Source organism: Sulfuriflexus sp. (genome assembly GCF_032250955.1).
Classification (GTDB): Bacteria; Pseudomonadota; Gammaproteobacteria; order AKS1; family AKS1; genus Sulfuriflexus.
This window is the reverse complement of sequence record NZ_JAVVES010000018.1, coordinates 1-21,746: the sequence shown is the minus strand read 5'-3', so window position 1 is coordinate 21,746 and position 21,746 is coordinate 1. Positions and strand designations below refer to the sequence as shown.

The following is a 21,746-nucleotide window of genomic DNA, read 5'->3' as shown; positions in this document are numbered from 1 at the left end:
ATGTCTTTCGATGCCGATGACGAAATCTTGCAGGACTTTCTCGTTGAGGCCGGAGAGATCCTGGAGCAACTCGGTGGGCAGTTGGTCGATCTCGAGCAGAGTAGCGGCGACAGCGAGCTGCTCAATGCTGTTTTCCGTGGATTCCACACCATTAAAGGTGGTGCAAGCTTCCTGAGCCTTGAGCCACTGGTGCAGCTTTGTCACCTGGCTGAAGATGTCTTCAATGCACTACGTAACGGTGAGCGCGCTGTTGATGCCCAACTCATGGATGTCATCCTGCCTGTTCTCGACAGCGTCAATGAGATGTTCGATCACCTCAAGGCAGGTCAATACCCGCCTGATGCCGATCCGGCACAACTGCAGGCACTGAATGCCCTTTTGCATGGGGAGGCTGCCGCACCGTCGCCGGTCGAGCAGGCACCGACAGCAGAAGCCGATATCACGGATGAGGAATTTGAGGCCATGCTCGAGGCCGCCAATGCAACCAGCGGTGCGCCGGTAGCCGCCGCCAATACCTCGGATGAAATCAGTGATGACGAGTTCGAGGCCTTGCTGGATGATTTGCATGGCAAGGGCCAGTTTGGTGCCGTGGTGGCAGGTAATGAGGACGCGACGAGTGAACCACCCCCATCACCAGCAGCCGCCAGCAGTGACATGATCAGTGACGATGAGTTCGAGGCCCTGCTGGATCAACTGCATGGTGAAAAGGCTGCCCCGGGCGCCAGCGTGGCGACAACCGCCGAACCCGTGGCAGCGACACCCGCCGCCGCAGCACAACCTGCCGCGCAAGCGACGGGGCAGGCTGTCGAGAAGAAGCCCGCAGCCAAACCTGCAGCAACCCGCGAGGCGCCGGCGCAGGCTGAAACCAGTGTGCGTGTTGATACCAAACGTCTCGATGACATTATGAACCTCGTCGGTGAACTGGTGCTGGTGCGTAACCGTCTATCAACGTTGCAGAGCAGTGTGGAGAATGAACATGTCTCCTCGGCGGTTGCCAACCTGGATGTGGTGACGGCCGATTTGCAAAATGCGGTGATGAAGACGCGTATGCAACCGATCAAAAAAGTCTTTGGACGTTTCCCACGGGTTGTTCGTGATCTGGCGCGCACGCTGAACAAGGAGATCGTCCTCGAGATGGAAGGTGAGGATACCGACCTCGACAAGAACCTGGTGGAAGCGCTCGCCGACCCGCTTGTCCACCTGGTACGAAACGCAGTAGACCATGGTATTGAAATGCCTGATGCCCGTGAAGCGGCCGGCAAGACACGCGCCGGCACGGTCTTGTTAAAGGCCTCCCAGGCAGGTGACCATATTGAATTAATCATTGCCGATGATGGCGGAGGCATGGACCCTGACAAGTTGCGCAGTATCGCCGTGTCGAAAGGCTTGATGGACGAGGATGCCGCAGGGCGTCTCTCAGATCACGAATGTTACAACCTGATCTTTGCGCCGGGGTTTTCGACCAAGGAAGAAATCTCCGACATCTCGGGCCGCGGGGTGGGGATGGATGTCGTCAAAACCCGCATCGTGCAGCTCAACGGTTCGGTCGAGATTGACTCGAAGCTCGGCGAAGGCAGTCAACTGGTTATCAAGGTCCCGCTGACACTGGCGATTATGCCGACCCTGATGGTGGTCCTCGGCAAACAGGCCTTTGCCTTGCCGCTGGTGAATGTTTGCGAAATCTTTGATCTTGACCTGAGTAAGACCAATATCGTCGATGGCCAACAAGTAGTCGTTGTGCGCGATAAGCCGCTGCCACTTTATTACCTCGGGGAATGGTTAATCAGGAACCGTAGCAAGGCCGACCGTCAGAACAGTGGTCATGTCGTGATTGTTGGTGTGGGCACACAACGCGTCGGCTTTGTAGTGGACGAATTACTTGGCCAGGAAGAAGTCGTGATCAAACCGCTGGGCAAGATGATCCAGGGAACCGATGGACTGGCCGGTGCGACGATCACCGGTGATGGCAATATTGCCTTGATCCTCGATGTGCCGAGCCTGTTAAAGGCTTATGCGCGCAGAATGTAAAGGTAGGCACTAAATGGCAGTACGCGTTCTGGTTGTTGATGACTCGAGTTTTTTCCGTCGCCGGGTCACTGAAATGCTGAATGCCGATCCTCGTATCGAGGTGATCGGTACGGCGGCTGACGGGCTTGAGGCCATCAAGCAAACCGCGACCCTGAAGCCGGATGTGATCACCATGGATATCGAGATGCCGGTCATGGATGGCATCACCGCGGTGCGGCGTATTATGCGCTCCTTGCCGACGCCGATCCTGATGTTCTCTTCGCTTACCACTGACGGTGCCAAGGCAACCCTGGATGCACTGGACGCCGGTGCGGCGGACTTCTTGCCGAAGAAATTCGAAGACATTTCCGAAGACCGTGACGAAGCACGCCGGATACTCTGCGCGCGAGTCCGGCTCATCGGCGCACGCGGTGTGGCCAGGGCGGCAACACCGGCAGCGGTCGCCAGTAAAGCGGCTGCCACACCTTCCCCGGTTGCGCCGGGCAAGCGGCCACGCAAGGGCGACTACGACCTGGTGGCGATTGGTACCTCGACCGGAGGACCCGTCGCGCTGCAGGATGTTCTGACCCGGCTACCGGCAAATTTCCCCAAGCCGATTATCCTGATCCAGCACATGCCGGGCAGTTTCACGCCGGCGTTTGCCCAGCGACTGGATTCGCTGTGCCAGATAGCGGTAAAGGAAGCAGCCGATGGCGATATATTAAAACCGGGGCTGGCGCTGTTGGCGCCGGGCGGCAAGCAAATGGAACTGGAGTCACGGGGTGGCAGTGTGCGTGTCCGTATCAAGGAAGCTGCGCCGGGACAGACTTACAAACCGAGCGTCGATCTCGGCTTCAGTTCTGCGGCGAAAGTGTTTCCGGGCAAGGTCCTGTCGATCATCCTCACCGGCATGGGCGCCGATGGGCGTGAGGGTGCCCGTGAACTGAAGCAGGGTGGTTCCACGCTCTGGTCACAGGATGCAGACAGCTGTGTTGTTTATGGTATGCCGGCGGCCGTCGCCGATGCCGGCCTGTCTGACTATATTCTGCCGCTCAGCGAGATCGGCCCCAGCCTGGCCCAGGCGGTATAGTTTTATGGATATTCTCAGTATCGTCGGCGTCATTGTTGCGCTTGCCGCGATCCTTGGCGGGAATATCCTCGAGGGTGGGCATACCGAGTCGCTTGTACAGTTAACCGCATTTGTCATTGTCATGGGTGGCACAATCGGCGCGATCCTGTTGCAGGTGCAGATGAATGTGTTTATGCGTTCCATGCGCATGGGGCTTTGGGTTTTCGTGCCGCCCAAATTTGGCAGTGCGGCAGCGATCCAGCGTATCGTTGAGTGGAGTAACACGGCGCGAAAAGAAGGCCTGCTCGGGCTGGAGGCCATCGCCGAGGCAGAGAAGGACCAGTTCTCCAGCAAGGGCCTGCAGTTGCTTGTCGATGGCAGTGAGCCGGAGGTGATTCGTAAAATCCTCGAGGTCGAAGTGGACGTGAAAGAACATCATGACACCCAGGCGGCCAAGGTTTACGAAGGCATGGGTGGCTATTCACCAACCATCGGTATTATCGGTGCGGTGATGGGGCTCATTCACGTCATGAACAACCTGGCAGATCCCAGCAAGCTTGGCCCGGGTATTGCGGTGGCCTTCGTCGCGACCATCTACGGGGTCGGCATGGCGAACCTGTTTTTTCTGCCCATTGCGAGCAAGCTCAAGGCCATAATTCACCAGCAGACCCAGTACCGGGAGATGGTAGTAGAAGGCATTATCTCGATCGCGGAAGGCGAAAATCCACGCAATATCGAAACCAAGCTGCAAGGTTACCTGCACTAAGTGACAGGATGAACCGACATGGCCAGAAAAAAGAAACACGAAGAGCACGAGAATCACGAGCGTTGGCTGGTCTCCTATGCTGACTTCATTACCTTGCTGTTTGCGTTCTTCGTGGTGATGTATTCCATTTCATCCGTTAATGAAGGCAAGTACCGGGTGCTTTCCGACACCATGGTCGCGGCCTTCAAGGACACTGGCAAGCGCTTTGACCCGATCCAGATTGGCACACCTTCAAAGATGCTAAATCCACTCAGCCACGGAGTGATCAGTCCAGAGGTAAGTCCGAAACCCCAGGCACCCATCCAGCAGGTCCAGAATGCGGCGGGCTATTCGGAAACAGGAAGCGGCCGGCCGGATGTGAGTGGCAGTGCAGTGGGGTCGACCTACACCGAGAGCACGGCAGGCAAGGGCGGTTCTCAAGAGATGCTGGATTCAATGAATAAAGAACTGCAGACGAGTATGGCCTCGCTGATTGATCAGAACATGATGACGCTACGTCGTCACAAGGATGCGCTGGAGATCGAATTAAAATCGAATATTCTGTTTGCCCGCGGTCAGGCACGGTTGTCTATCCCGGCAGAGAAGATCCTGATTCGCCTTGCCGCGACATTGGCCAGGTTCCCTAACTCCATGCAGGTTGAAGGGCATACTGATAATCTGAATATCAGCTCGGCACAGTTCCCGAGTAACTGGGAACTGTCTTCGGCACGGGCCTCGGCGGTCGCGCATTTATTTGCCGAGCACGGCATCGACCCGGAGCAGATGTGGGCAACCGGCTACGCGGAGTACCGGCCAAGGGTTGAGAACCTGAATGACGAAATGCGGAGCCAGAATCGTCGCGTGGTATTAATGATCCGTCCGAACCTGGCAGGGGCAAAGGAAAAGCCCGAATCACGGCAGAGTGCGCCGGCCGTGTTGAATAATGCCGAGCCGCAGCCTGAAGCGCAGACCGGTGCCGGTGAACTGAATATAACCCCACAACCGATGTTACAGGACACCGCAGATAGCGGTGAGGTGAGTGAGCTGAATACTACCCCGCAGTCGATGCTACAAGATGCCGGGAGCCAACGTGACAGCCTGGATCCTGACTCTGGGCACTCTGCCGGTCAGGGCGCGGAGAAGATAGCGCCGCAGATCGCACCGATTCAATTGCCGTTTCCGTCGCGGCCAGCGCTCATTCGTGAGACACCACCCACCGGAGCCGGGCAATGAAAATATGGGCAATAGCAAACCAGAAAGGCGGCGTTGGCAAGACGACCACGGCCGTGACCCTGGCCGGTCTGTTAGCACAGGCCGGCTACCGCACCCTGCTGATGGACGCCGATCCCCATGGTTCCATGAGTGTCTATCTCGGCCACGATCCTGATGTCATGCAGGGCGGCCTGTACCAGTTGTTCCACGAAATCGATAACCTGAGTACCGCGTCGGTGCGCGATATTCTCCTGCATAGCGAATATGAAAATATCGACCTCATGCCGGCCTCGAGTTCCATGGCCGCCCTCGACCGACAGATGGGCACCCGCGGCGGGATGGGGCTGGTCTTCAGCAAGGCGCTGCAGCTGATAAAGGAAGACTATGACTTTGTATTGATTGACTGCCCGCCCTTACTGGGCATTCTCATGGTCAATGCCCTGGCCGTATGTGATGAACTGCTGGTGCCGGTACAGACCGAATTTCTGGCCCTGAAGGGGCTTGAACGCATTGTGCATACCCTGAATATGATCATGCAGTCACGCAACGAGGTCTTGCATTATACGGTAATCCCGACCTTGTATGACCGGCGCACCAGGGCCTCCCGCGGGGCGCTCGAGGCGTTGCAGGAGCAATATCCGGAGACGCTATGGCCGGGCGTGATCCCGGTAGACACCCAGTTTCGCGAGGCCAGCCGGGTGGGTGCGCCATTGTCCATGATGTCCCCGCAAACGCGAGGTGCCCAGGCCTATAGCAACCTGCTGGAGTACCTGCTTTCGGCCGATCAACAAGCAGCAGCGAACTCATGAATACGCAGCCCGAAACCGGGAAAAGACCCACCAGGCTCGTAGACCCGGACGAGGTCTTGACCGACTACCTGAATGCCTTGCTCAGTGAGGTCGAGACAGTCGAGTCGACGGAAACTGCAGCGGAGATCATTACCGAAATGGTCGCGCCGGCGGTGGTAGCCGAGGCCGAGGTCACGGTGGCAGGCGAGCCGGCAGAGGATAGCCTGCCCGCCACGGAACAGGCCATTGAAACGGCCGCGCCGGCGGCGGCCAATGACATCCAGATCCTGTTGTTCGAGGTGGCGGGCATTACCCTGGCCGTGCCGCTGGAACAGCTGAACGGTATCCTCGAGTGGAATGACGAGGTCACACCGATGCCAAACAGGTCGGCGTGGTTTCTGGGACTGTTGGCCGAACGGGGGCAACAGATCAAGGTCATTGATACCGGGATGCTGGTGGTGCCATCGAAGTTTCGCGGCAGCCATAGCCGCGAGGATATGCAAAAAATAATCCTTATCGGTGACAGCAAATGGGGACTGGCCTGCGACAGCGTTTCCGAGGTCATTACCCTGTCCCGTGACAAGGTGCGCTGGCGTGGGGAGAACAGCAAACGGCCCTGGCTGGCGGGCATGGTCGTGGATCGTATGTGTGCATTGCTGGATATCGACAAGTTTGTCGAGCTCCTGGGATCGGAGCAGTTGACGCCCGCGGAGTAAGATGTGGCACGAAAACTGCTTTATTTTACTAATAACAGGCAAAAGTGACGGATTTTTGGCAATATCGGCAAATTCCGCGCCAGTAACCTGAAAAACAAAGATTAATCAGAGATGAGGTCGTAGTCATGACAAACGCGGCAGAACTGACAGACGATATTATGTTGCAGTGGGTCACGTTCAGGCTCGAGGATGAGCTGTATGGCATTAACGTGATGCAGGTGCAGGAAGTGCTCAGGCATACCGAGATCGCGCCGGTACCGGGTGCGCCGGATTACGTCCTCGGGATTATCAACCTGCGGGGCAACGTGGTTACCGTCATTGAGACTCGCCGCCGTTTTGCACTGATGGAGCGCGAGGTTGACGACAATACCCGCGTCGTCATTATCGAAGTGGATGGCCAGGTAGTCGGCTTGCTGGTGGACAGTGTTGCCGAAGTCGTTTATCTGCGGGAATCCGAAATTGAAAAGGCCCCGGAAGTCGGTAATGACGAAAGCTCAAAATACATTCAGGGTGTAGTTACCCGGGAAAAGGAATTACTGATCCTGATCGATGTGAACAAGTTGCTGAGCACCGAGGAATGGCAGGAGATGGCCGAAATATAATCGGCCGCTATCGAGATGGTCGAGATCAGGGATATCAGACCACTGGGGCCGATTTGGCATAAGCGGCCGGGCGAGAAAGCCCGCAAGAGCGAGGATAAACCCTCCTCCGACCAGCAACATCCCGATAAGGATACCGGCAAGGATGATGATGATCATCCACATGTGGATGAATATGCCTGAGCAAGCGGAATATTAAGAGGTAAGGATGGCGATGGAAGTTTATTCACTGACCACATTTCAGGGCATGCTGCTGGCCATTCTCGCCGCGAGCCTGTGCCTGCATATGTTGCAGGCGCGCCGGCTGCGCCGGAACCAGCGCCAGCTTACCGGCATGGATGAACAGCTTCAGAACCTGGGTAATGATCTGCGCGCCCTGTTCAGTGCCTCAACGGGTGTTGATAAGCGCCTGGCAAGAATTGAAAAGAAGCTAAAGATGCAGACCGAGCGACAGGATAAACTCGAACTGCATGAACCCAACCTGCAGGCCTATGGGCAGGCGGCAAGAATGGTGCGCAAGGGCGCAGATGCCGACGAGCTGGTGGACACCTGTGGCCTGTCACGCGGTGAAGCCGAACTCATTATGTTTCTGAATGCCGAGCAAAGCACGCAACCGGCGCACTGAAATAAACGGCCCGTGCCTTGTGGCTAATGTTTTATACTGATTGATTTGTTCGTATCAACTATAGTCCGGGGCCTTGCCACTTATCAGGTAGGCGAAGGCAATCACTTCAGCAACCGCGATATACAGTTCCCGCGGAATCTCATCACCGATATCCAGGCGTGATAACAGGGCTGCCAGATCAGCATCTTCGTGCATGGGCACATTGTTTTCGCGCGCCAATTCAAAGATACGCCGGGCAATCTCGTCGTTGCCTTTGGCCGTGATCCTGGGCGCATTTTCGCCGTCATATTTGAGGGCGATGGCGCGACTAATGTCTTCCGAGGCTGGCCCATTGACAAGTTCACCATGCAAGTGGCGGTGCTTGTGCTGTTTCTTCTTCATCGCCTCATACCTCTGTATTTAGCAGGTTGCTCGACCCCGGCGTATCGATATCCACCGGGGTTTCGCCTGTCGAGAAACGGAAACTGCCGGTTTTCAGTCCGGCCTCCTGCAGGCGTTCCTCGAGCAGGTCGATATGCTGGCGGAACAATTCGGTGGCGGCATCATTCTCGCTGCGAAACTCAGTACTGACCTGATGCTGTTGAATACTGACAATGGCCTGGACCTTGCCGAGGCCCGGTAAATCAAAGTTCACCACGGCCCGCCAGTTATGTTTGCTCTTTTCCTGTTCCTGGGGGGAAACGTCTTCCTGTTCGATACGCACACCGACATTGCCGAATTGCTGGTTATTGGCTACCGCTATCTCGACGTTGAGGAGGGTACGTACCGGTTCATCGCCGGGCACCGCGGCGAGTTGATGTTGCTGAATCCGCGCCAGCCCGGATTCGAGCTGGTTGAGAATTTCAGCGGCGATACGCAACAGCGCCTGACCAGCCGTGACACTATTGTTATTCGCTGTATTGGCACCTGCTTGCACAGTCGGCACAGGGGGCGGTGTTGATAATGAGGCCGGCAGGAGACGTTCGAGTAACTGTTGCAGGCCGCTAAACAGGGGTTTGTCCTGTGACGCAAGAGGTACAGCCGTTGGCAAGGGCGGCAATAGCGGACGTGATGCCAATGGCAGGTTGTTAGCTTGTGGTAGTGATTTGCTGCCCGCGGCGTTGAGCAGGGCATGGTAAAGCTCGACCCCGGCAGCACGTGATGCGGTATTTGTGGATGAGCCTGGCGCACCGGCCGTTATCGGACTGGCCGGTTGCTGTGACTGCCATTGTAAAACCTGTTGTGCCACTCGCAGGAAAGCCGCCTTTAGATCCTGTTGGGTAGCCGGGGGTTGTTGCTGCAGCGAAGCGCGTAGCAGCCGGGCCTCTAGTCGCGTACCGGCGTTTTGCAGCACTTGGCGCAGGTTGTCGGCGCGGCTCAGGTTTTCTACAGAGGCGGCCTGCTGCACGAGGCCCTGAATAGCACGGTGAAGCGGCTTGGGCAGTTGCTGGCTCGCGGGCTGGCTGAGCAGCTGTTGCAGTTGTGTGAAGACCTCGGCAAGGGGTTTTTGCCGGGGAATGGCACTACGCCAGGCGTTGGCAATGGTTTCAAGTTGCTGGACTTCCTGCGAGGCCCTCAGGACGGGGCCCTGTTTCGTGATCTCAACACTCAGGGTGAGTGGCTGACCGACCGCAAGGTTTACCGGCGTATGCACGCGCAGCAAGGAGGAACCAAGACGGATGTCGGCTTCTCCGCCCGGCAAGATGCGTTCCACACTGGCATGCAGGGTCTGTCCGGAACGTAATTGCAGCAGCAGCTCACTCGGCCGAGAAGGACTCAGCAAGGGCTGACCGGGCGGGGCTGTCGGACCGACTGTATTCATTGCAGGCTATACCGCTATTGTATGAATCGTTATTATGACTAGTATATAGATGTGACAGAATCTTGCCCGGAAAGCCTGGATTAAGCGACGGAATAATATGAGTAAACAGATTGGTGGACGTTGGTATACAAGACGCGGTGACAGGATCAAGGGACCTTTCACTGCGGGGCTGATAGGCCGCCATATTCTCATCGGCCGGCTGCGTCTCGACGATGAAGTCAGCAATGACAAGGAAACCTGGACGCGTCTCGCCAGTGTGCCTGAACTGATTCCGGAGGTTATGAAAGGGGATCAGGATGACCCCTTTGTTAAGGAACGGTTGCTGGCAGCCCAGCGCTGGGCCGATGAACGGCTGCAGACAGAGCCCCGTAGCGGGGAGGTCGCTTCCGGATATACCGAACGGCGGCGTGCCGGAGATCGCCGTGAAGGCGAACTCGATGAGGTCCTTGAACACCGTGGCGTCTTGCGGCAACGCCGCCTTGGCATGAATAGCGAAAATACCTTGCCGGGCTGGATTCTCTTGCTGTTGATCCTCGGCGGGATTGGCTGGGGTGGTTATTACGCTTATGAGAATCGTCCGGAGGAGGTGGTTATTGATTGCCAGTCGCCGCCCTTGCCGAAGGTTAATTGGCAGAATTGCATGTTACCGGGGCGCCAGCTAAGTGCGGTAGACCTGAGTGGCGCGATTTTGCGTAATGCCAATCTGAGCGGTGCAGACCTGCAGTCGGCTATGCTGGCGAATGCGATTGCTGACTTTGCAAATATGAGCGAGGCTAAACTGGCGAATGCGGATCTCGGCCAGGTCAGTCTGCTCGGGGCGAACCTGCATAATGCGGACCTGCGCAATACCAACCTGCAAAACGTGAACCTGTCATTTGCCAACCTGATGGGGGCAAAGCTTGATGGCGCGAACCTGCAAGGTGCCAACCTGCACAAGACGATCTGGACGGATGGTGTTACCTGTGCCGAAGGTTCGCTGACCATCTGCAATAAGCCGTAACAGTTTCTTGAAGATGATTAACGGCTTGACGGGATCACCGGCACAGCCCGGTTAGTTGCGCCGGGCTGTCGGGGCATTATTTCTCGGCGACGATATAACAGACCCAGCCGGCGTCGGCGTCACCGACATCGGTCGGCTCATAGTTGCCGTCACCCTCGCCATCTTCATCCTCGCCTTCCCAATAGGTCTGGACATTGACGAAACCGGCTTCCTTGAGCAGCTCATGGAGTTCCGGCATGGTCCACAGGCGCCATTCGTAGGTGAAGGCCTCCTTCAGTTTTGAACCATCAGGGAACTCGAAATGAATATGGCAAACATAGTCACCATTAATGGGGTTGTACTCGGACTGATCCCAGGTATAGGTGAAGTTGTCGTGCTCGGTGCTTTCTTCCAGCAGGCGGAAGGCCTCATACCCACCGAAGCAGTCGAGGAAGAAGACGCCATCATCTTTCAGGACTTCGTGAATGCGTTTGAAGTAACTGCGCAAGGTGTCACGATCCTTGAAGCACCAGTAGCTGAAGTTCATGGCCAGTACCGTATCCATGGGCTCGGTGGTGACGGTCAGCACATTGTCTTCCAGCAGGGTAACGCGAGACAGCTGGTCTGCATTGAGCTGCGAGAGGTTGTGTTCACGGCCCCATTGCAGCACCTCCGGGTCGAGGTCTACGCCAATGGCGCGGTTATCCGGGCGACGGCGTACCCACTCGCAACAGACCTGCGAGGTGCCGGAGAAATCTTCGCGCAACAGGCTCATCTTGCGGCCGCGAATTTTCTCGAAAGTCTCGTCGACAAAGTCGATTTCGGTTTCGGCGTTTTGCACTGACTCCTGGTAATAGACGTGGCGGTCAGCCTGCTCGGCCATGGTTGGGCCAGTGTCCTGCCGGGCGGTGGATTTCTTGCGTTGTTTTCGGGATGGTTTAGCCATAATCAAACTACTCTATCATGGCCCGGCTAAACGGAGAAAGCCGGGCGCCTTTATTATTCGGTTACAGGTCGTCCTGTGCCTGGCGAGATAATAACAGCTCGAGGGTAAAACGCACGCCAAAGCCGGTAATATCAGTCGGTATGTGTGCGAGACCGCCCTTGTTGTTGCCGGCGGAGAGGTCAACATGTAGCCACGGCACATCATCAACAAAACGTTGCAGGAAACGACTCGCGAGGATGTGATCAGCCTCGCCATCGAGGGTGCACTGTTTGACATCGGCAATCTGACTCTCCAGTGCCTTGTCATAGTCTTCGTCGATCGGGAAGGGCCAGACACGTTCACCACTCTCGTGGCCGGCCGCGATGATGTGCTGGTGCAAGCCGTCGCGGTTGGTAAAGGCGCCGCTGTAACAGGTGCCCAGCGCGGCGACGCAGGAACCGGTGAGCGTCGCATAGTCGATGATTAGCCGGGGCTTTTTTCTGGCCGCAAAGGTCAGGGTATCGGCGAGTACCATGCGCCCCTCGGCATCGGTGTGTATGATCTCGATGGTTGTGCCGTTGCCGGCAGTCACCACATCATTCTGTTTGTAGGCCTTCGGACCAATATGATTCTGTGCCAGGGCCAGCCAGCAGTCGACGGGGAAGTCGACCTTGAGCTCGCTCAGGGCGAGAAAGCTGCCGAGGGCCACGGCACTGCCTTCCATGTCCTCGTGCATGCCGTGCATGTAACGCGCCGGTTTCAGGTTCATGCCGCCGGTATCAAAACAGATCCCCTTGCCAACCAGTGCACAGGCCGGCTTTGTGGATTTTTTCTTCGGTTCATAACGCAGGTGCACGATACCGGCATCGTCCTCGGGACTGCCCTGGGCGACGGCGACAAACGCGCCGGCCTTTTTCTTGCGCAGCGCAGCCATGTTATGGAATTGCATTTTCCAGCCATGCTGCCGGGCCAACCCGGCGACGCGTTTTTTATAAAGCGCCGGGGTCAGTTCATTGGGCGGCAGACTGGTGAGGTAGCGGGCCAGGTTATTGCCGGCCGCACTGGCCTCGACGCGGCGCGTGTCGAGCGGCTTTTTCTGGTTATATATAAGAATGGTCTTGAGCCGGCTGGTCGGGGCCGGCTTTGACTTCATGCTGGGCATGGCCTCGTTGGCGGCGAGCAGGGCGGCAAGCAGGGCCTCGGAGACGCGACTGGCCAGCTTCGCCGGCAGGCCGGGCATGCACAGGCTGATACTGGCCGGGTTCTGGGCCAGCTGGGGGGCTACCAGCTGGCGCGCCAGGCTGAGCAGGGCGAACGGGCTGATATCCTCTTTCACACAGCCAAAGCTGACGTGGGTATGGGCGGCATTCGGCAGGTCACATTCAAGTACGGCCGATTCGGCCGGATCCCGGCTCAGACGCGACTTGAAGACATCGCGCCAGGCCACGGTCGGCCATTTTTCGTCCCGAACGGCTTGCGGAAGGACCATGACGAGGTGCTGGCAGGTCTCCAGATCTGACTTTGTGAGTGTGCTTACATGTTGTTTTATCTTGATTTTCATATCATTAGCCGCCTTTAACGCAAGTGAATTCCTTGACCTTGAGGTCTAAAACGTCGATCATAGCGCGCCTATTTGTTAACGGGTAGTAAAGGATCCGAATGAAAGCCGCTGACAAGAAACGAGTTTTACGCGAAATGCTTTTCGCTCGCCGCTTCGAAGAACGTTGTTACGAAGCCTATGTTGAACGCAAGATCGGTGGATTCCTCCATTTGTATCCCGGTGAAGAGGCCTGTGCCTTCGGGGTGCTGGAAGCCGCCAGGCCCGGTCATGACTATGTCATCACCAGTTACCGTGATCATGTGCATGCCCTCAAGTGCGGCGTGCCGGCGAAAGAGATCATGGCCGAGCTGTTTGCCAGGGAAACCGGTGTCTGCAAGGGCCTCGGTGGCTCCATGCATATCTTCGGTGTCGATCACCGCTTTATGGGTGGTTACGCGCTGGTTGGTGGCCCCTTCCCGCTGGCGGCTGGTATCGCCAAGGGCATCAAGATGAAGGGTGGTGACGAGATCAGCATCTGCTTCCTCGGTGATGCGGCCAATAACCAGGGCGTGTTCCATGAAAGCCTGAATATGGCCAAGCTCTGGGATCTGCCGACACTCTACGTGTGTGAAAACAACCTGTATGGTATCGGTACCCGTATCGATCGCTCGACGGCCGTGATTGACCAGTACAAGCGCGTCAGTGGTTATGATATCCCGTCGGCGCAGGTCGATGGTCAGGACATTGATAAGGTCTACGAGGCCGCGCAGCTTGCTGTCGAGCATGTGCGCAGTGGCAAGGGGCCGTATTTCCTCGAGCTGATGACCTACCGTTACCGCGGTCACTCCATGTCTGATTCGAATGCCTACCGTGCCAAGGAAGAAGAGCGCATGTGGGGCAAGCGTGACCCGATCATTATCCTGCGCGACCGTCTGATCGAGGCTGGCGAAATCAGCCTGGATGAATACAGTGCAATGGATACCGAAATCCTTGAAGAGATCGAGACGGACGTGATCAAGTTTGCTGAAGAATCCCCGGAACCGTCCGCCGAGCTGCTGGACAAGTACGTGCTTGCCGAGAATGACCCCTGGGTTCATGGAGGTGCCAAGTAATGGCTGAGATTATGTATTGGGAAGCTTTGCGCCGCGCCCACGACGAAGAAATGACGAGTGACCCACTGGTGATCTGCATGGGCGAAGATATTGGTGTCGCCGGTGGTACCTACAAGGCCACAAGTGGTTTGTATGACAAGTACGGTCCGGAACGTGTGATTGACACCCCGATTTCAGAAGGTGGCTATACCGGTCTGGGCATCGGTGCCTCCTTCCTCGGTGTGCGGCCGATTATTGAAATCATGTCGGTAAACTTTGCCTGGCTGGCGATGGACCAGATTTTCAACACGGCGGCCAAGGTACGTTACATGTCCGGTGGTCAGTTGGAGGCCCCCGTCGTGATTCGTTCACCAGGTGGTACCGCGCATCAGCTGGGTGCCCAGCACTCGGCACGCATGGAAAAGGTCTTTATGGGCATTGCCGGTCTGCGTGTGGTCACGCCGTCCAATCCGCGCCAGGCCTATGGTCTGCTGAAGTCCGCAGTGCGCTGCAATGACCCGGTGTTCATTAATGAACACGAACTCATGTACAACATGAAGGGCGAAGTGCCGGATGAGGAATACTTCCTGCCGCTGGAAGGGTCTGAAGTGGCGCGTGAAGGTGCCGACGTCACCCTCTTCGGTTACAACATTTCCGTTCACTGGTGCATGCAGGCTGCGGAGACGCTGGCCAGCAAGCACGGTATTAATTGTGAAGTGATCGATCTGTTTTCGCTGTCGCCACTGGATCGTGAGGGCATCAAGGCATCAGTGAGCAAGACACACCGGGCTGTGATAGTTGAAGAAGCCGAGCCGGCTGTCGGTGTGGGTTCCGAAGTGATGGCGATCATTAACGAAGAATGTTTCTTTGAGCTGGATGCGCCACCGGTACGAATCTCGGCGAAAAACGTGCCCATCCCGTTCAACCACACCCTGGAAAAAATGGCGATCCCGAATGCACAGGATGTGGTTAATGGCGTGCTGAAGATGTTCGGCCTCGCTGATAAATAACCGCTGCAAGGCAACAACCACCATTTCTGAACCCCACCGGGCCGGTCATCAATCGACCTGCCCGGCATAACCAGATATAACGACAAGACTATGGCTGAATCCTACATGATCAAGATGCCGCAGCTTTCGGACACAATGACCGAAGGCGTAGTGGTGAGTTGGGAAAAGAACATTGGCGACAAGGTGTCGCGCGGCGACATTGTTGCAACGGTGGAGACCGATAAGGCCATCATGGATGTGGAAATATTCCGTGAAGGCTATCTGTCCGGGCCACAGGCTGCCGTCGGTGACACGGTTGCCGTCGGTGATGCGATAGCCTTTCTGGTCGCAACCGAGGCCGAGGTTCAGGGTGCCGATGCCGAGACGCCGGAAGACAGTGTCAGTGCCGGTAGCGAGGGCAAGCCGGAGATCGAGGTCGCCGCGGATATCGGTGTGCCCGACGGGGTCACGCACACCATCAAGATGCCACAGCTTTCTGACACCATGACCGAAGGTCTGGTGGTAAGTTGGGAAAAGGCCATCGGTGACAAGATCGAGCGCGGCGATATTGTCGCCACGATTGAGACCGACAAGGCCGTGATGGATGTGGAAGTTTTCCGCGAGGGCTTCCTGTCTGGACCGATTACGGCTGTGGAGAGCACGATTGCCGTGGGTGAGCCGCTAGCCTACCTCGTCGACAAGGCTGATCAGGTCGTTGAAGCTGAGCACGCCGGCGCGGGCGGTGCACCCGCTGCGGCGAGCACTGAAGCCGCTGGCCGGGGAGCCGCGGTCAAAAAGACGACGGCGCCCATGCCGGTTATCAGCGATGACGTAACACCGGCCGCGCGCCCGGATAACAGCTACGCCACGCCATTCGCGCGCAAGCTGGCTGCCTCGTTACATGTGAATCTGAATACCCTGCACGGCAGCGGTCCGGATGGTGTCATCACCGCCAATGATGTTCGCTCCGCGCAACCCATCGAGCGTCCGACCGAGATCGGCGCGCAGATCCCGGCGCACGTCATGCCGGAGATCCAGGTGCCAGGTCATGGTCGTAACATGACGGCAATGGAAAAGGCGGTCAGCCATTCCATGACTGCCTCGTTGACCATGCCGACCTTCCACGTTGCCATTAACGCCAAACCGGGCGCGATTATCAAGGCCGCCAAGGCACAGGGTGTGTCGGTGACCGTGGCTATCGCCAAGGCCTGTGCCGTGGCAATGGAAAAACACCCCAGCATGAACTGGGCCTACCAGCCGGTTGACAGGATCGTCGAGCGCAGCAATATTGATATCGGCATGGCCGTGTCTGCCGATGGTGGTGGCCTCGTGGTGCCGGTGTTGCGCCATTGCGAATCACGTAGCCTCGAAGAACTGAACGAGAGCTGGGGCGATTTGGTTGAACGCGCCCGCAAGCGTCGTCTCGCCCCCGAAGAATACGCCAACCCGACCTTCATGGTCTCGAACATGGGGATGATGGGGGTCAGTTACTTTGATGCCATCCCGACACCGGGCACGGCGGCGATCCTCGCGATCTCGGCTGCCGGTCCGGAGGGCATGCCACTGACCATTACCGCTGACCACCGCGTCGTCAACGGCGCCGAGGTCGGTCTGTACCTGAATACCCTGAAGAACGCGATCGAGAACCCGGAAGAGTGGATGGGGCCATCCGGCCCGGCCATCCCGGAAGGTGAGTGGGACTATGATGTCGTCGTTATCGGCGGCGGCCCGGGCGGTGAAGACTGTGCCCGTGACCTCGCTGGCCATGGCATCAAGGTTGCCATGATCAACGACGCGGCGTTCCCGGGCGGCGAGTGCCTGTGGCGTGGCTGTATCCCGTCCAAGGCCTGGCGCGCCGCCGCTGATCGCATCCGCGACCGTGCCCACGATGAGCACCTTGGTGTCACCGGCACTAACAAGGCCAGGCTCGACTGGGCGGCCCTGGAGAAGACCCGTCGCCACGTCCTTGAGACCCGTGGCGAGATGGCGTTGAAGACCGACAAGGGCGTCAAGGTCGATGTCATCCAGGGGTATGCCTTTTTTGAAAGTGACCACCGCGTCTTCGTCGACACGAGTGCCAACAACGACAATCCGCACGCGCGCGCGCCACTCGGTGATGCCTCTGAAGGTAAACACCTCAGCTTTGGCTGCGCCGTGATTGCTACCGGCGCACCACCATTCGTACCGCCGATCCCGGGCGCCGCGGAAGGGGTTGAAAACGGCAGCGTGCTGACTTCGGATACTGTCTGGGGTCTGGAGGGCGTGCCGAAGAAACTCGCCGTTGTCGGTGGCGGCGCCATCGGCGTTGAGATGGCGCAGATATTCCAGGATTTCGGAACCAAGGTCACCCTGTTCGAGGCCCAGGAACGCATCCTCGCCGAGGTTGAGCCGGAGATCGCGAAAAACCTGACTGCCGTGCTGAACGATGACCCGAACCTGACCATCCTGACATCTACCGGTCTTGGCTCCATCAAGGGCAAGCCGGGCGCGGTGAAGCTGGCTTACAAGGATAGCGATGGCAAGTCCCGCACGCAGACGGTTGATTACGTCATCATGGCCACCGGCAAGCGCCCACTGCTCGAGCCGCTGCAACTCGACAAGGCGGGTGTGGCCGTTGAAAACGGTGTTATCAAGGCCGATTCACGTTGCCGCACCAGCGTGCCGCACATCTTTGCCGTCGGCGATGTCATCGGTGGCCTGATGCTGGCGCACACTGCCGGTCAGCAGGGTCGCGTCGCGGCCATGACCATCCTCGGTGAGGACATGCAGTACGATCAGGATATGGACTCCGGGGTGATCTTTTCACGTCCGCAAGCCGCCTTTGTGGGGCTGTCGGTCGAGCAGGCCAAGGCCAGTGGGATCGATGCCGTTGAGGTGAAAATGCCGATGAGTATCGATGCCAAGGCCATGATCACCAACGAGACCCACGGCATGCTCAAGATCGTCGCCGACAAGGCGAGCCAGCGTGTGATCGGGGTTCATTATCTGGCCGACCATGCCGATACCCTGATTGGTGAGGGTGTGATGATGGTCTCTGGCCGGATGACGCTGGAGCAGGTCGCGAACGCCATCCACCCGCACCCGACACAGACAGAAATGTTTGGTGAAATGGCCCGGCGCCTGCTGTCACGTTTGCGTCGCAGCAAAAAGAAGTAATCAGTCTGCCCGCCTCTGCGCGGGCAAGCCGCTAACCGTGAGGAAGTGGGATGTCTGACGGTCTGAAAAATCTTGAGCAACAGGCTGTTGATGATGCTCGTTTGTGCCAGATGCTGGAAAACATCTCCCTGCTGCAAGGCTTCGAACGTGCCGAGATCGAGAAACTTGCCCAGTATTGCCGCGCCTATAAGGCCACGAACGGGACAGTCATTTTCAAGGAAGGTGAAAAAAGCCACTTCATGTGCCTGCTGGTCGCCGGTCGTGTCAATATCCTCAAAGAAAACAAGCAAGTGGCAACAATCCGTGCCGGTAAGAGCATGGGTGAGATGTCGCTTATCGACGGCTTTCCCTATTCCGCCACCGCCATTAGCGCAGTCGATTCCGAACTCGTCATGTTCACCCGTCTCCAGTTTGAACGTCTTGGCGAGACAAACCCGTTAGTGGCCCTGAAACTGTACAAGGCCATCGCCCGGCTGATGAGTTTGCGCCTGCGCCAGACCACGGGCGTATTGATCGATTATCTTCAGGATCCGGCCTAAAGATCCGCTCGCGATTACCGCTATATAGCCTATAGCTTGCTTGTTATGCGGGAACGGAGCGGTGTTTTGTCCAGCTTATTGATTCGTATCGTATTTTTCATCAGCGCGGGGTTCCTCTCCAGTGCTGCCATGGCCAATACCCTGCATTATGAGGCGCCCCTGCACCAGGCCAGCTGGCAGGCCCAGGGTTCGCCACTGGTCTGTCGGCTCAGTCACGAGATAGGCTTCTATGGCAGTGCCGAATTTGTCAGATATGCCGGCCGGCAGATGTACCTGAGTGTGAATGTTGACCAGGGTGGTCCACGTGATGGCAAGGCCCGCTTAAGGGCTCGCCCGGCGGCCTGGCAGCATGGCCTGGCGGAGCAGAACCTCGGTGCAGTAGCCTACCGCGGTGGACGTGACCCGTTCCGTTTTAGTCGTAAGCAGGTGAAGCGTATCCTCGCCTCGCTGGAACAGGGCATGCGGCCTGCCTTGTATTACCATAGTGGTGCCGACGGTATTGAGGTGGTGCTGTCGTCAATGAAATTCCGGGATGGGCTGGCAGATTTTCGTCGCTGTATGGCCAGTTTGATCCCGGTGGACTACGCGTCAGCCAGTGATAGCCGGATCTTGTTTGGTATCGGCGATACGCTTCTCGACAAGCAGGCAAAATACCGTCTTGATGCGATTGCCGCCTTTGTCGTCAGCGACCCGGATATCAAGCAGGTCGAGATCCAGGGGTACAGTGATAATGTGGGGACCCGCGGGGATAATTATGCACTCTCCCGGCAACGGGCGGTGGCGGTGCGTGAATACTTGCTTGGTCGTAAGGTTCCGGCTGAAATGATCAAATTTGATTATTATGGCGAACACAAGCCGCTTAAATCCAATCGGAGTGCGGCGGGACGGGCTGCCAACCGTCGTGTCGAAGTGAAGCTGCAGAAGTAAGCTGACAGCGGCGACAAGCCCGGGCTCTCTCAGGTATAATTCCAGGCTATCTTATTCATTTACAGTCATTTTCATGACGGTCACTGGCCGTCATGAGTTGAACGTTCGGGAAATAAATATGGCAAAGCGCAACGTAAATAAAGTGGTCCTCGCATACTCGGGTGGTCTGGATACCTCGGTGATCCTGAAGTGGCTGGAAGATGTCTATGACTGCGAGGTGGTCACCTTTACTGCCGATATCGGGCAGGGCGAGGAGGTCGAGCCGGCGCGAGCCAAGGCCCAGGCAATGGGTATCAAGGAAATTTACATCGAAGACCTGCGCGAAGAATTTGCCCGTGACTTCGTCTTCCCGATGATGCGGGCCAATGCCATTTACGAAGGTGAATACCTGCTGGGTACCTCGATTGCCCGACCGCTGATTGCCAAGCGCCTGATAGAGATTGCGAATAAAACCGGTGCCGATGCGATTTCACACGGCGCGACCGGCAAGGGCAACGATCAGGTACGTTTCGAACTCGGTGCCTATGCCCTGAAGCCCGGGGTGGAAGTGATCGCCCCCTGGCGCGAGTGGGATCTGAACTCGCGTGAAAAGTTGATGGCCTATGCCGAGGAGCATGGTATCCCGGTAGAAATGAAGCAGGGCAAGAAATCACCTTACTCAATGGATGCCAACCTGCTGCATATTTCCTATGAGGGTGGCATTCTCGAAGACCCGTGGGCCGAACCGGAAGAGAGCATGTGGCGCTGGACGGTCTCGCCGGAAACAGCACCGGATAAACCAACTTACATTGAGCTTGGTTACGAACAGGGCGATATCGTCAGTATCGACGGTCAGACCCTGTCACCAGCCCGGGTCATGGAGGCCCTCAACAAAATCGGTGGTGAGAATGGCATCGGTCGCGATGACCTCGTCGAGAACCGCTTCGTCGGAATGAAGTCACGTGGTTGTTATGAGACCCCGGCGGGCACCATTATGCTCAAGGCGCACCGCGCGATCGAATCCATTACCCTGGACAGGGAAGCGGCACACCTGAAGGATGAACTGATGCCGCGTTACGCCACTATTGTCTATAACGGTTTCTGGTGGAGTCCGGAACGGGAAATGTTGCAGCAGATGATTGACCTGTCCCAGCAGTATGTAAATGGTAGCGTTCGGCTCAAGCTCTACAAGGGCAATGTGATCGTGGTTGGCCGCAAGTCAGAAAGTGACAGCCTGTTTGATGAAAATATTGCAACCTTTGAAGATGATGCCGGAACCTATAATCAGCAGGATGCAGAGGGTTTTATCAAGCTGAATGCCCTGCGCTTACGAATCGCTGCACGCAAACGCCAAAAATAAAAAACACCCCGGACTATGCTGGTGGTGCATAACAGGTAGGAGCAGGTGACAGGTAATAACAAGCTAAAACTTGAGTCTGTTGCCGAACAGACAGCATCAGTAGCAGAGCGTGATGCATTACGTGCCGAGCAGGTGCGAATACTCACTTCCCAGGCACCATTAGGCTTGTTGGGAACAGTACTCTGCGCACTGATTGTTACTTATTTTCTTTTTAGTAATAGCAACACCACCTGGTTGCTGCTCTGGTGCGTGAGCCTCCTGCTGCTCACCTTGCTGCGCTATACACAGATTATGATGTATCGTGTCCGGCCCCCCACTAAAGTCGGGCCGCAGTGGCTCAATCTTTTTGATCTGGGGGCCGCGCTATCCGGCTTGGCCTGGGGCTCACTGGCATTGTTTGCCTTTCCATCAGGGTCTCTTCTTTATCAGAGCTTCCTTGTCGTGGTTGTCGGCGGCATCGGTGCGGCTAGTATCATGATGTATGCGATGAGTGCGCGATCCGCGCCCGCGTTCATATTGCTGTCACTGGTACCTGTCATCATACGTCTGCATATTGAAGACACGGCGTTGACCGACGCCCTCGAGCTTCTGATCCTGTTTGCCACCGGGGTCTTTGTTTTTCTGGCTCTTCCCCAGATGTGGTGGGTAAGATTTACCGTATAACACCATCAGGATAAAGATCCAGTCCGCCAAGGTGAA

Annotated in this window: 21 protein-coding genes; 17 read left to right on the top strand and 4 right to left on the bottom strand. The window is 57.0% G+C overall.

The features are described from left to right. From RQ738_RS04965 to RQ738_RS04925, 9 genes are all read left to right on the top strand, one after another. On the top strand, window positions 1–2,028 hold the full coding sequence (locus tag RQ738_RS04965) for a chemotaxis protein CheA (protein WP_314162547.1): 2,028 nt from the start codon (window positions 1–3) through the stop codon (window positions 2,026–2,028). A 13-nt stretch (window positions 2,029–2,041) separates the two neighbouring features. Then, entirely contained in the window at window positions 2,042–3,097 is a 1,056-nt protein-coding gene (locus tag RQ738_RS04960) for a chemotaxis response regulator protein-glutamate methylesterase (RefSeq protein WP_314162545.1), read from the top strand. A 4-nt stretch (window positions 3,098–3,101) separates the two neighbouring features. After that, complete coding sequence (locus RQ738_RS04955) at window positions 3,102–3,842, top strand: flagellar motor protein (RefSeq protein ID WP_314162544.1); 741 nt, start codon at window positions 3,102–3,104, stop codon at window positions 3,840–3,842. 18 nt (window positions 3,843–3,860) lie between these two features. Next, window positions 3,861–5,054 carry a flagellar motor protein MotD gene (gene motD, locus RQ738_RS04950; RefSeq protein ID WP_314162542.1) on the top strand — a complete coding sequence of 398 codons (1,194 nt, stop codon included), beginning with the start codon at window positions 3,861–3,863 and terminating at the stop codon, window positions 5,052–5,054. Then, window positions 5,051–5,842, top strand: coding sequence for a ParA family protein (locus RQ738_RS04945; RefSeq protein ID WP_314162541.1), 792 nt, complete (start codon window positions 5,051–5,053; stop codon window positions 5,840–5,842). Before motD ends, RQ738_RS04945 begins: the two co-directional genes overlap by 4 nt. Further along, the gene (locus RQ738_RS04940; protein ID WP_314162538.1) at window positions 5,839–6,537 is read left to right on the top strand and encodes a chemotaxis protein CheW; all 699 of its coding nucleotides are present in this window, start codon (window positions 5,839–5,841) and stop codon (window positions 6,535–6,537) included. Before RQ738_RS04945 ends, RQ738_RS04940 begins: the two co-directional genes overlap by 4 nt. Window positions 6,538–6,662: 125 nt before the next feature. Next, window positions 6,663–7,139 carry a chemotaxis protein CheW gene (locus RQ738_RS04935; protein WP_314162533.1) on the top strand — a complete coding sequence of 159 codons (477 nt, stop codon included), beginning with the start codon at window positions 6,663–6,665 and terminating at the stop codon, window positions 7,137–7,139. 15 nt (window positions 7,140–7,154) lie between these two features. Further along, complete coding sequence (locus tag RQ738_RS04930; protein ID WP_314162532.1) at window positions 7,155–7,319, top strand: hypothetical protein; 165 nt, start codon at window positions 7,155–7,157, stop codon at window positions 7,317–7,319. A gap of 31 nt (window positions 7,320–7,350) precedes the next feature. Beyond that, the gene (locus tag RQ738_RS04925) at window positions 7,351–7,761 is read left to right on the top strand and encodes a DUF2802 domain-containing protein (RefSeq protein WP_314162527.1); all 411 of its coding nucleotides are present in this window, start codon (window positions 7,351–7,353) and stop codon (window positions 7,759–7,761) included. 54 nt (window positions 7,762–7,815) lie between these two features. On the opposite strand, the gene RQ738_RS04920 is transcribed toward RQ738_RS04925, so the two are convergent. Together RQ738_RS04920 and RQ738_RS04915 are read right to left on the bottom strand one after the other, a co-directional pair. Continuing rightward, a complete protein-coding gene (locus tag RQ738_RS04920) occupies window positions 7,816–8,142 on the bottom strand; it encodes an EscU/YscU/HrcU family type III secretion system export apparatus switch protein (protein WP_314162521.1) in 327 nt (108 codons plus the stop codon). A 4-nt stretch (window positions 8,143–8,146) separates the two neighbouring features. Continuing rightward, entirely contained in the window at window positions 8,147–9,562 is a 1,416-nt protein-coding gene (locus RQ738_RS04915; RefSeq protein ID WP_314162515.1) for a flagellar hook-length control protein FliK, read from the bottom strand. Between the two features lie 97 nt (window positions 9,563–9,659). Here RQ738_RS04915 and RQ738_RS04910 point away from each other — a divergent pair, with 97 nt between their 5' ends. Next, window positions 9,660–10,562, top strand: coding sequence for a pentapeptide repeat-containing protein (locus RQ738_RS04910; protein ID WP_314162510.1), 903 nt, complete (start codon window positions 9,660–9,662; stop codon window positions 10,560–10,562). 76 nt (window positions 10,563–10,638) lie between these two features. Here RQ738_RS04910 and RQ738_RS04905 read toward each other — a convergent pair whose 3' ends face one another. After that, window positions 10,639–11,487 (bottom strand): class I SAM-dependent methyltransferase, encoded by an 849-nt coding sequence (locus RQ738_RS04905; RefSeq protein ID WP_314162501.1) that lies wholly within the window; start codon window positions 11,485–11,487, stop codon window positions 10,639–10,641. 61 nt (window positions 11,488–11,548) lie between these two features. Continuing rightward, a complete protein-coding gene (locus RQ738_RS04900) occupies window positions 11,549–13,027 on the bottom strand; it encodes a leucyl aminopeptidase family protein (RefSeq protein ID WP_314162500.1) in 1,479 nt (492 codons plus the stop codon). 98 nt (window positions 13,028–13,125) lie between these two features. Here RQ738_RS04900 and pdhA point away from each other — a divergent pair, with 98 nt between their 5' ends. The 7 genes from pdhA to RQ738_RS04865 all read left to right on the top strand — a co-directional run bounded on the left by pdhA (window position 13,126) and on the right by RQ738_RS04865 (window position 21,710). Next, window positions 13,126–14,118 (top strand): pyruvate dehydrogenase (acetyl-transferring) E1 component subunit alpha, encoded by a 993-nt coding sequence (pdhA, locus tag RQ738_RS04895; RefSeq protein WP_314162499.1) that lies wholly within the window; start codon window positions 13,126–13,128, stop codon window positions 14,116–14,118. Then, the gene (locus RQ738_RS04890; protein WP_314162497.1) at window positions 14,118–15,107 is read left to right on the top strand and encodes an alpha-ketoacid dehydrogenase subunit beta; all 990 of its coding nucleotides are present in this window, start codon (window positions 14,118–14,120) and stop codon (window positions 15,105–15,107) included. Before pdhA ends, RQ738_RS04890 begins: the two co-directional genes overlap by 1 nt. Window positions 15,108–15,197: 90 nt before the next feature. Beyond that, a complete protein-coding gene (locus RQ738_RS04885) occupies window positions 15,198–18,242 on the top strand; it encodes an FAD-dependent oxidoreductase (protein WP_314162493.1) in 3,045 nt (1,014 codons plus the stop codon). Between the two features lie 50 nt (window positions 18,243–18,292). Further along, window positions 18,293–18,781: a cyclic nucleotide-binding domain-containing protein gene (locus tag RQ738_RS04880; RefSeq protein ID WP_314162491.1), complete on the top strand. Its 489-nt coding sequence runs from the start codon at window positions 18,293–18,295 to the stop codon at window positions 18,779–18,781. Window positions 18,782–18,847: 66 nt separating this feature from the next. After that, complete coding sequence (locus RQ738_RS04875; protein WP_314162490.1) at window positions 18,848–19,708, top strand: flagellar protein MotY; 861 nt, start codon at window positions 18,848–18,850, stop codon at window positions 19,706–19,708. A gap of 118 nt (window positions 19,709–19,826) precedes the next feature. After that, a complete protein-coding gene (locus RQ738_RS04870; protein ID WP_314162489.1) occupies window positions 19,827–21,047 on the top strand; it encodes an argininosuccinate synthase in 1,221 nt (406 codons plus the stop codon). A 45-nt stretch (window positions 21,048–21,092) separates the two neighbouring features. Next, window positions 21,093–21,710 (top strand): hypothetical protein, encoded by a 618-nt coding sequence (locus RQ738_RS04865; RefSeq protein ID WP_314162488.1) that lies wholly within the window; start codon window positions 21,093–21,095, stop codon window positions 21,708–21,710. Window positions 21,711–21,746: the final 36 nt, after the last annotated feature.

What these genes read in the sequence shown, in the direction of transcription:
- RQ738_RS04965 (WP_314162547.1), top strand. Translation starts at nt 1, where the DNA reads ATGTCTTTCGATGCCGATGACGAAATCTTGCAGGACTTTCTCGTTGAG.
- RQ738_RS04960 (WP_314162545.1), top strand. Translation starts at nt 2,042, where the DNA reads ATGGCAGTACGCGTTCTGGTTGTTGATGACTCGAGTTTTTTCCGTCGC.
- RQ738_RS04955 (WP_314162544.1), top strand. Translation starts at nt 3,102, where the DNA reads ATGGATATTCTCAGTATCGTCGGCGTCATTGTTGCGCTTGCCGCGATC.
- motD (WP_314162542.1), top strand. Translation starts at nt 3,861, where the DNA reads ATGGCCAGAAAAAAGAAACACGAAGAGCACGAGAATCACGAGCGTTGG.
- RQ738_RS04945 (WP_314162541.1), top strand. Translation starts at nt 5,051, where the DNA reads ATGAAAATATGGGCAATAGCAAACCAGAAAGGCGGCGTTGGCAAGACG.
- RQ738_RS04940 (WP_314162538.1), top strand. Translation starts at nt 5,839, where the DNA reads ATGAATACGCAGCCCGAAACCGGGAAAAGACCCACCAGGCTCGTAGAC.
- RQ738_RS04935 (WP_314162533.1), top strand. Translation starts at nt 6,663, where the DNA reads ATGACAAACGCGGCAGAACTGACAGACGATATTATGTTGCAGTGGGTC.
- RQ738_RS04930 (WP_314162532.1), top strand. Translation starts at nt 7,155, where the DNA reads ATGGTCGAGATCAGGGATATCAGACCACTGGGGCCGATTTGGCATAAG.
- RQ738_RS04925 (WP_314162527.1), top strand. Translation starts at nt 7,351, where the DNA reads ATGGAAGTTTATTCACTGACCACATTTCAGGGCATGCTGCTGGCCATT.
- RQ738_RS04920 (WP_314162521.1), bottom strand. Translation starts at nt 8,142, where the DNA reads ATGAAGAAGAAACAGCACAAGCACCGCCACTTGCATGGTGAACTTGTC.
- RQ738_RS04915 (WP_314162515.1), bottom strand. Translation starts at nt 9,562, where the DNA reads ATGAATACAGTCGGTCCGACAGCCCCGCCCGGTCAGCCCTTGCTGAGT.
- RQ738_RS04910 (WP_314162510.1), top strand. Translation starts at nt 9,660, where the DNA reads ATGAGTAAACAGATTGGTGGACGTTGGTATACAAGACGCGGTGACAGG.
- RQ738_RS04905 (WP_314162501.1), bottom strand. Translation starts at nt 11,487, where the DNA reads ATGGCTAAACCATCCCGAAAACAACGCAAGAAATCCACCGCCCGGCAG.
- RQ738_RS04900 (WP_314162500.1), bottom strand. Translation starts at nt 13,027, where the DNA reads ATGAAAATCAAGATAAAACAACATGTAAGCACACTCACAAAGTCAGAT.
- pdhA (WP_314162499.1), top strand. Translation starts at nt 13,126, where the DNA reads ATGAAAGCCGCTGACAAGAAACGAGTTTTACGCGAAATGCTTTTCGCT.
- RQ738_RS04890 (WP_314162497.1), top strand. Translation starts at nt 14,118, where the DNA reads ATGGCTGAGATTATGTATTGGGAAGCTTTGCGCCGCGCCCACGACGAA.
- RQ738_RS04885 (WP_314162493.1), top strand. Translation starts at nt 15,198, where the DNA reads ATGGCTGAATCCTACATGATCAAGATGCCGCAGCTTTCGGACACAATG.
- RQ738_RS04880 (WP_314162491.1), top strand. Translation starts at nt 18,293, where the DNA reads ATGTCTGACGGTCTGAAAAATCTTGAGCAACAGGCTGTTGATGATGCT.
- RQ738_RS04870 (WP_314162489.1), top strand. Translation starts at nt 19,827, where the DNA reads ATGGCAAAGCGCAACGTAAATAAAGTGGTCCTCGCATACTCGGGTGGT.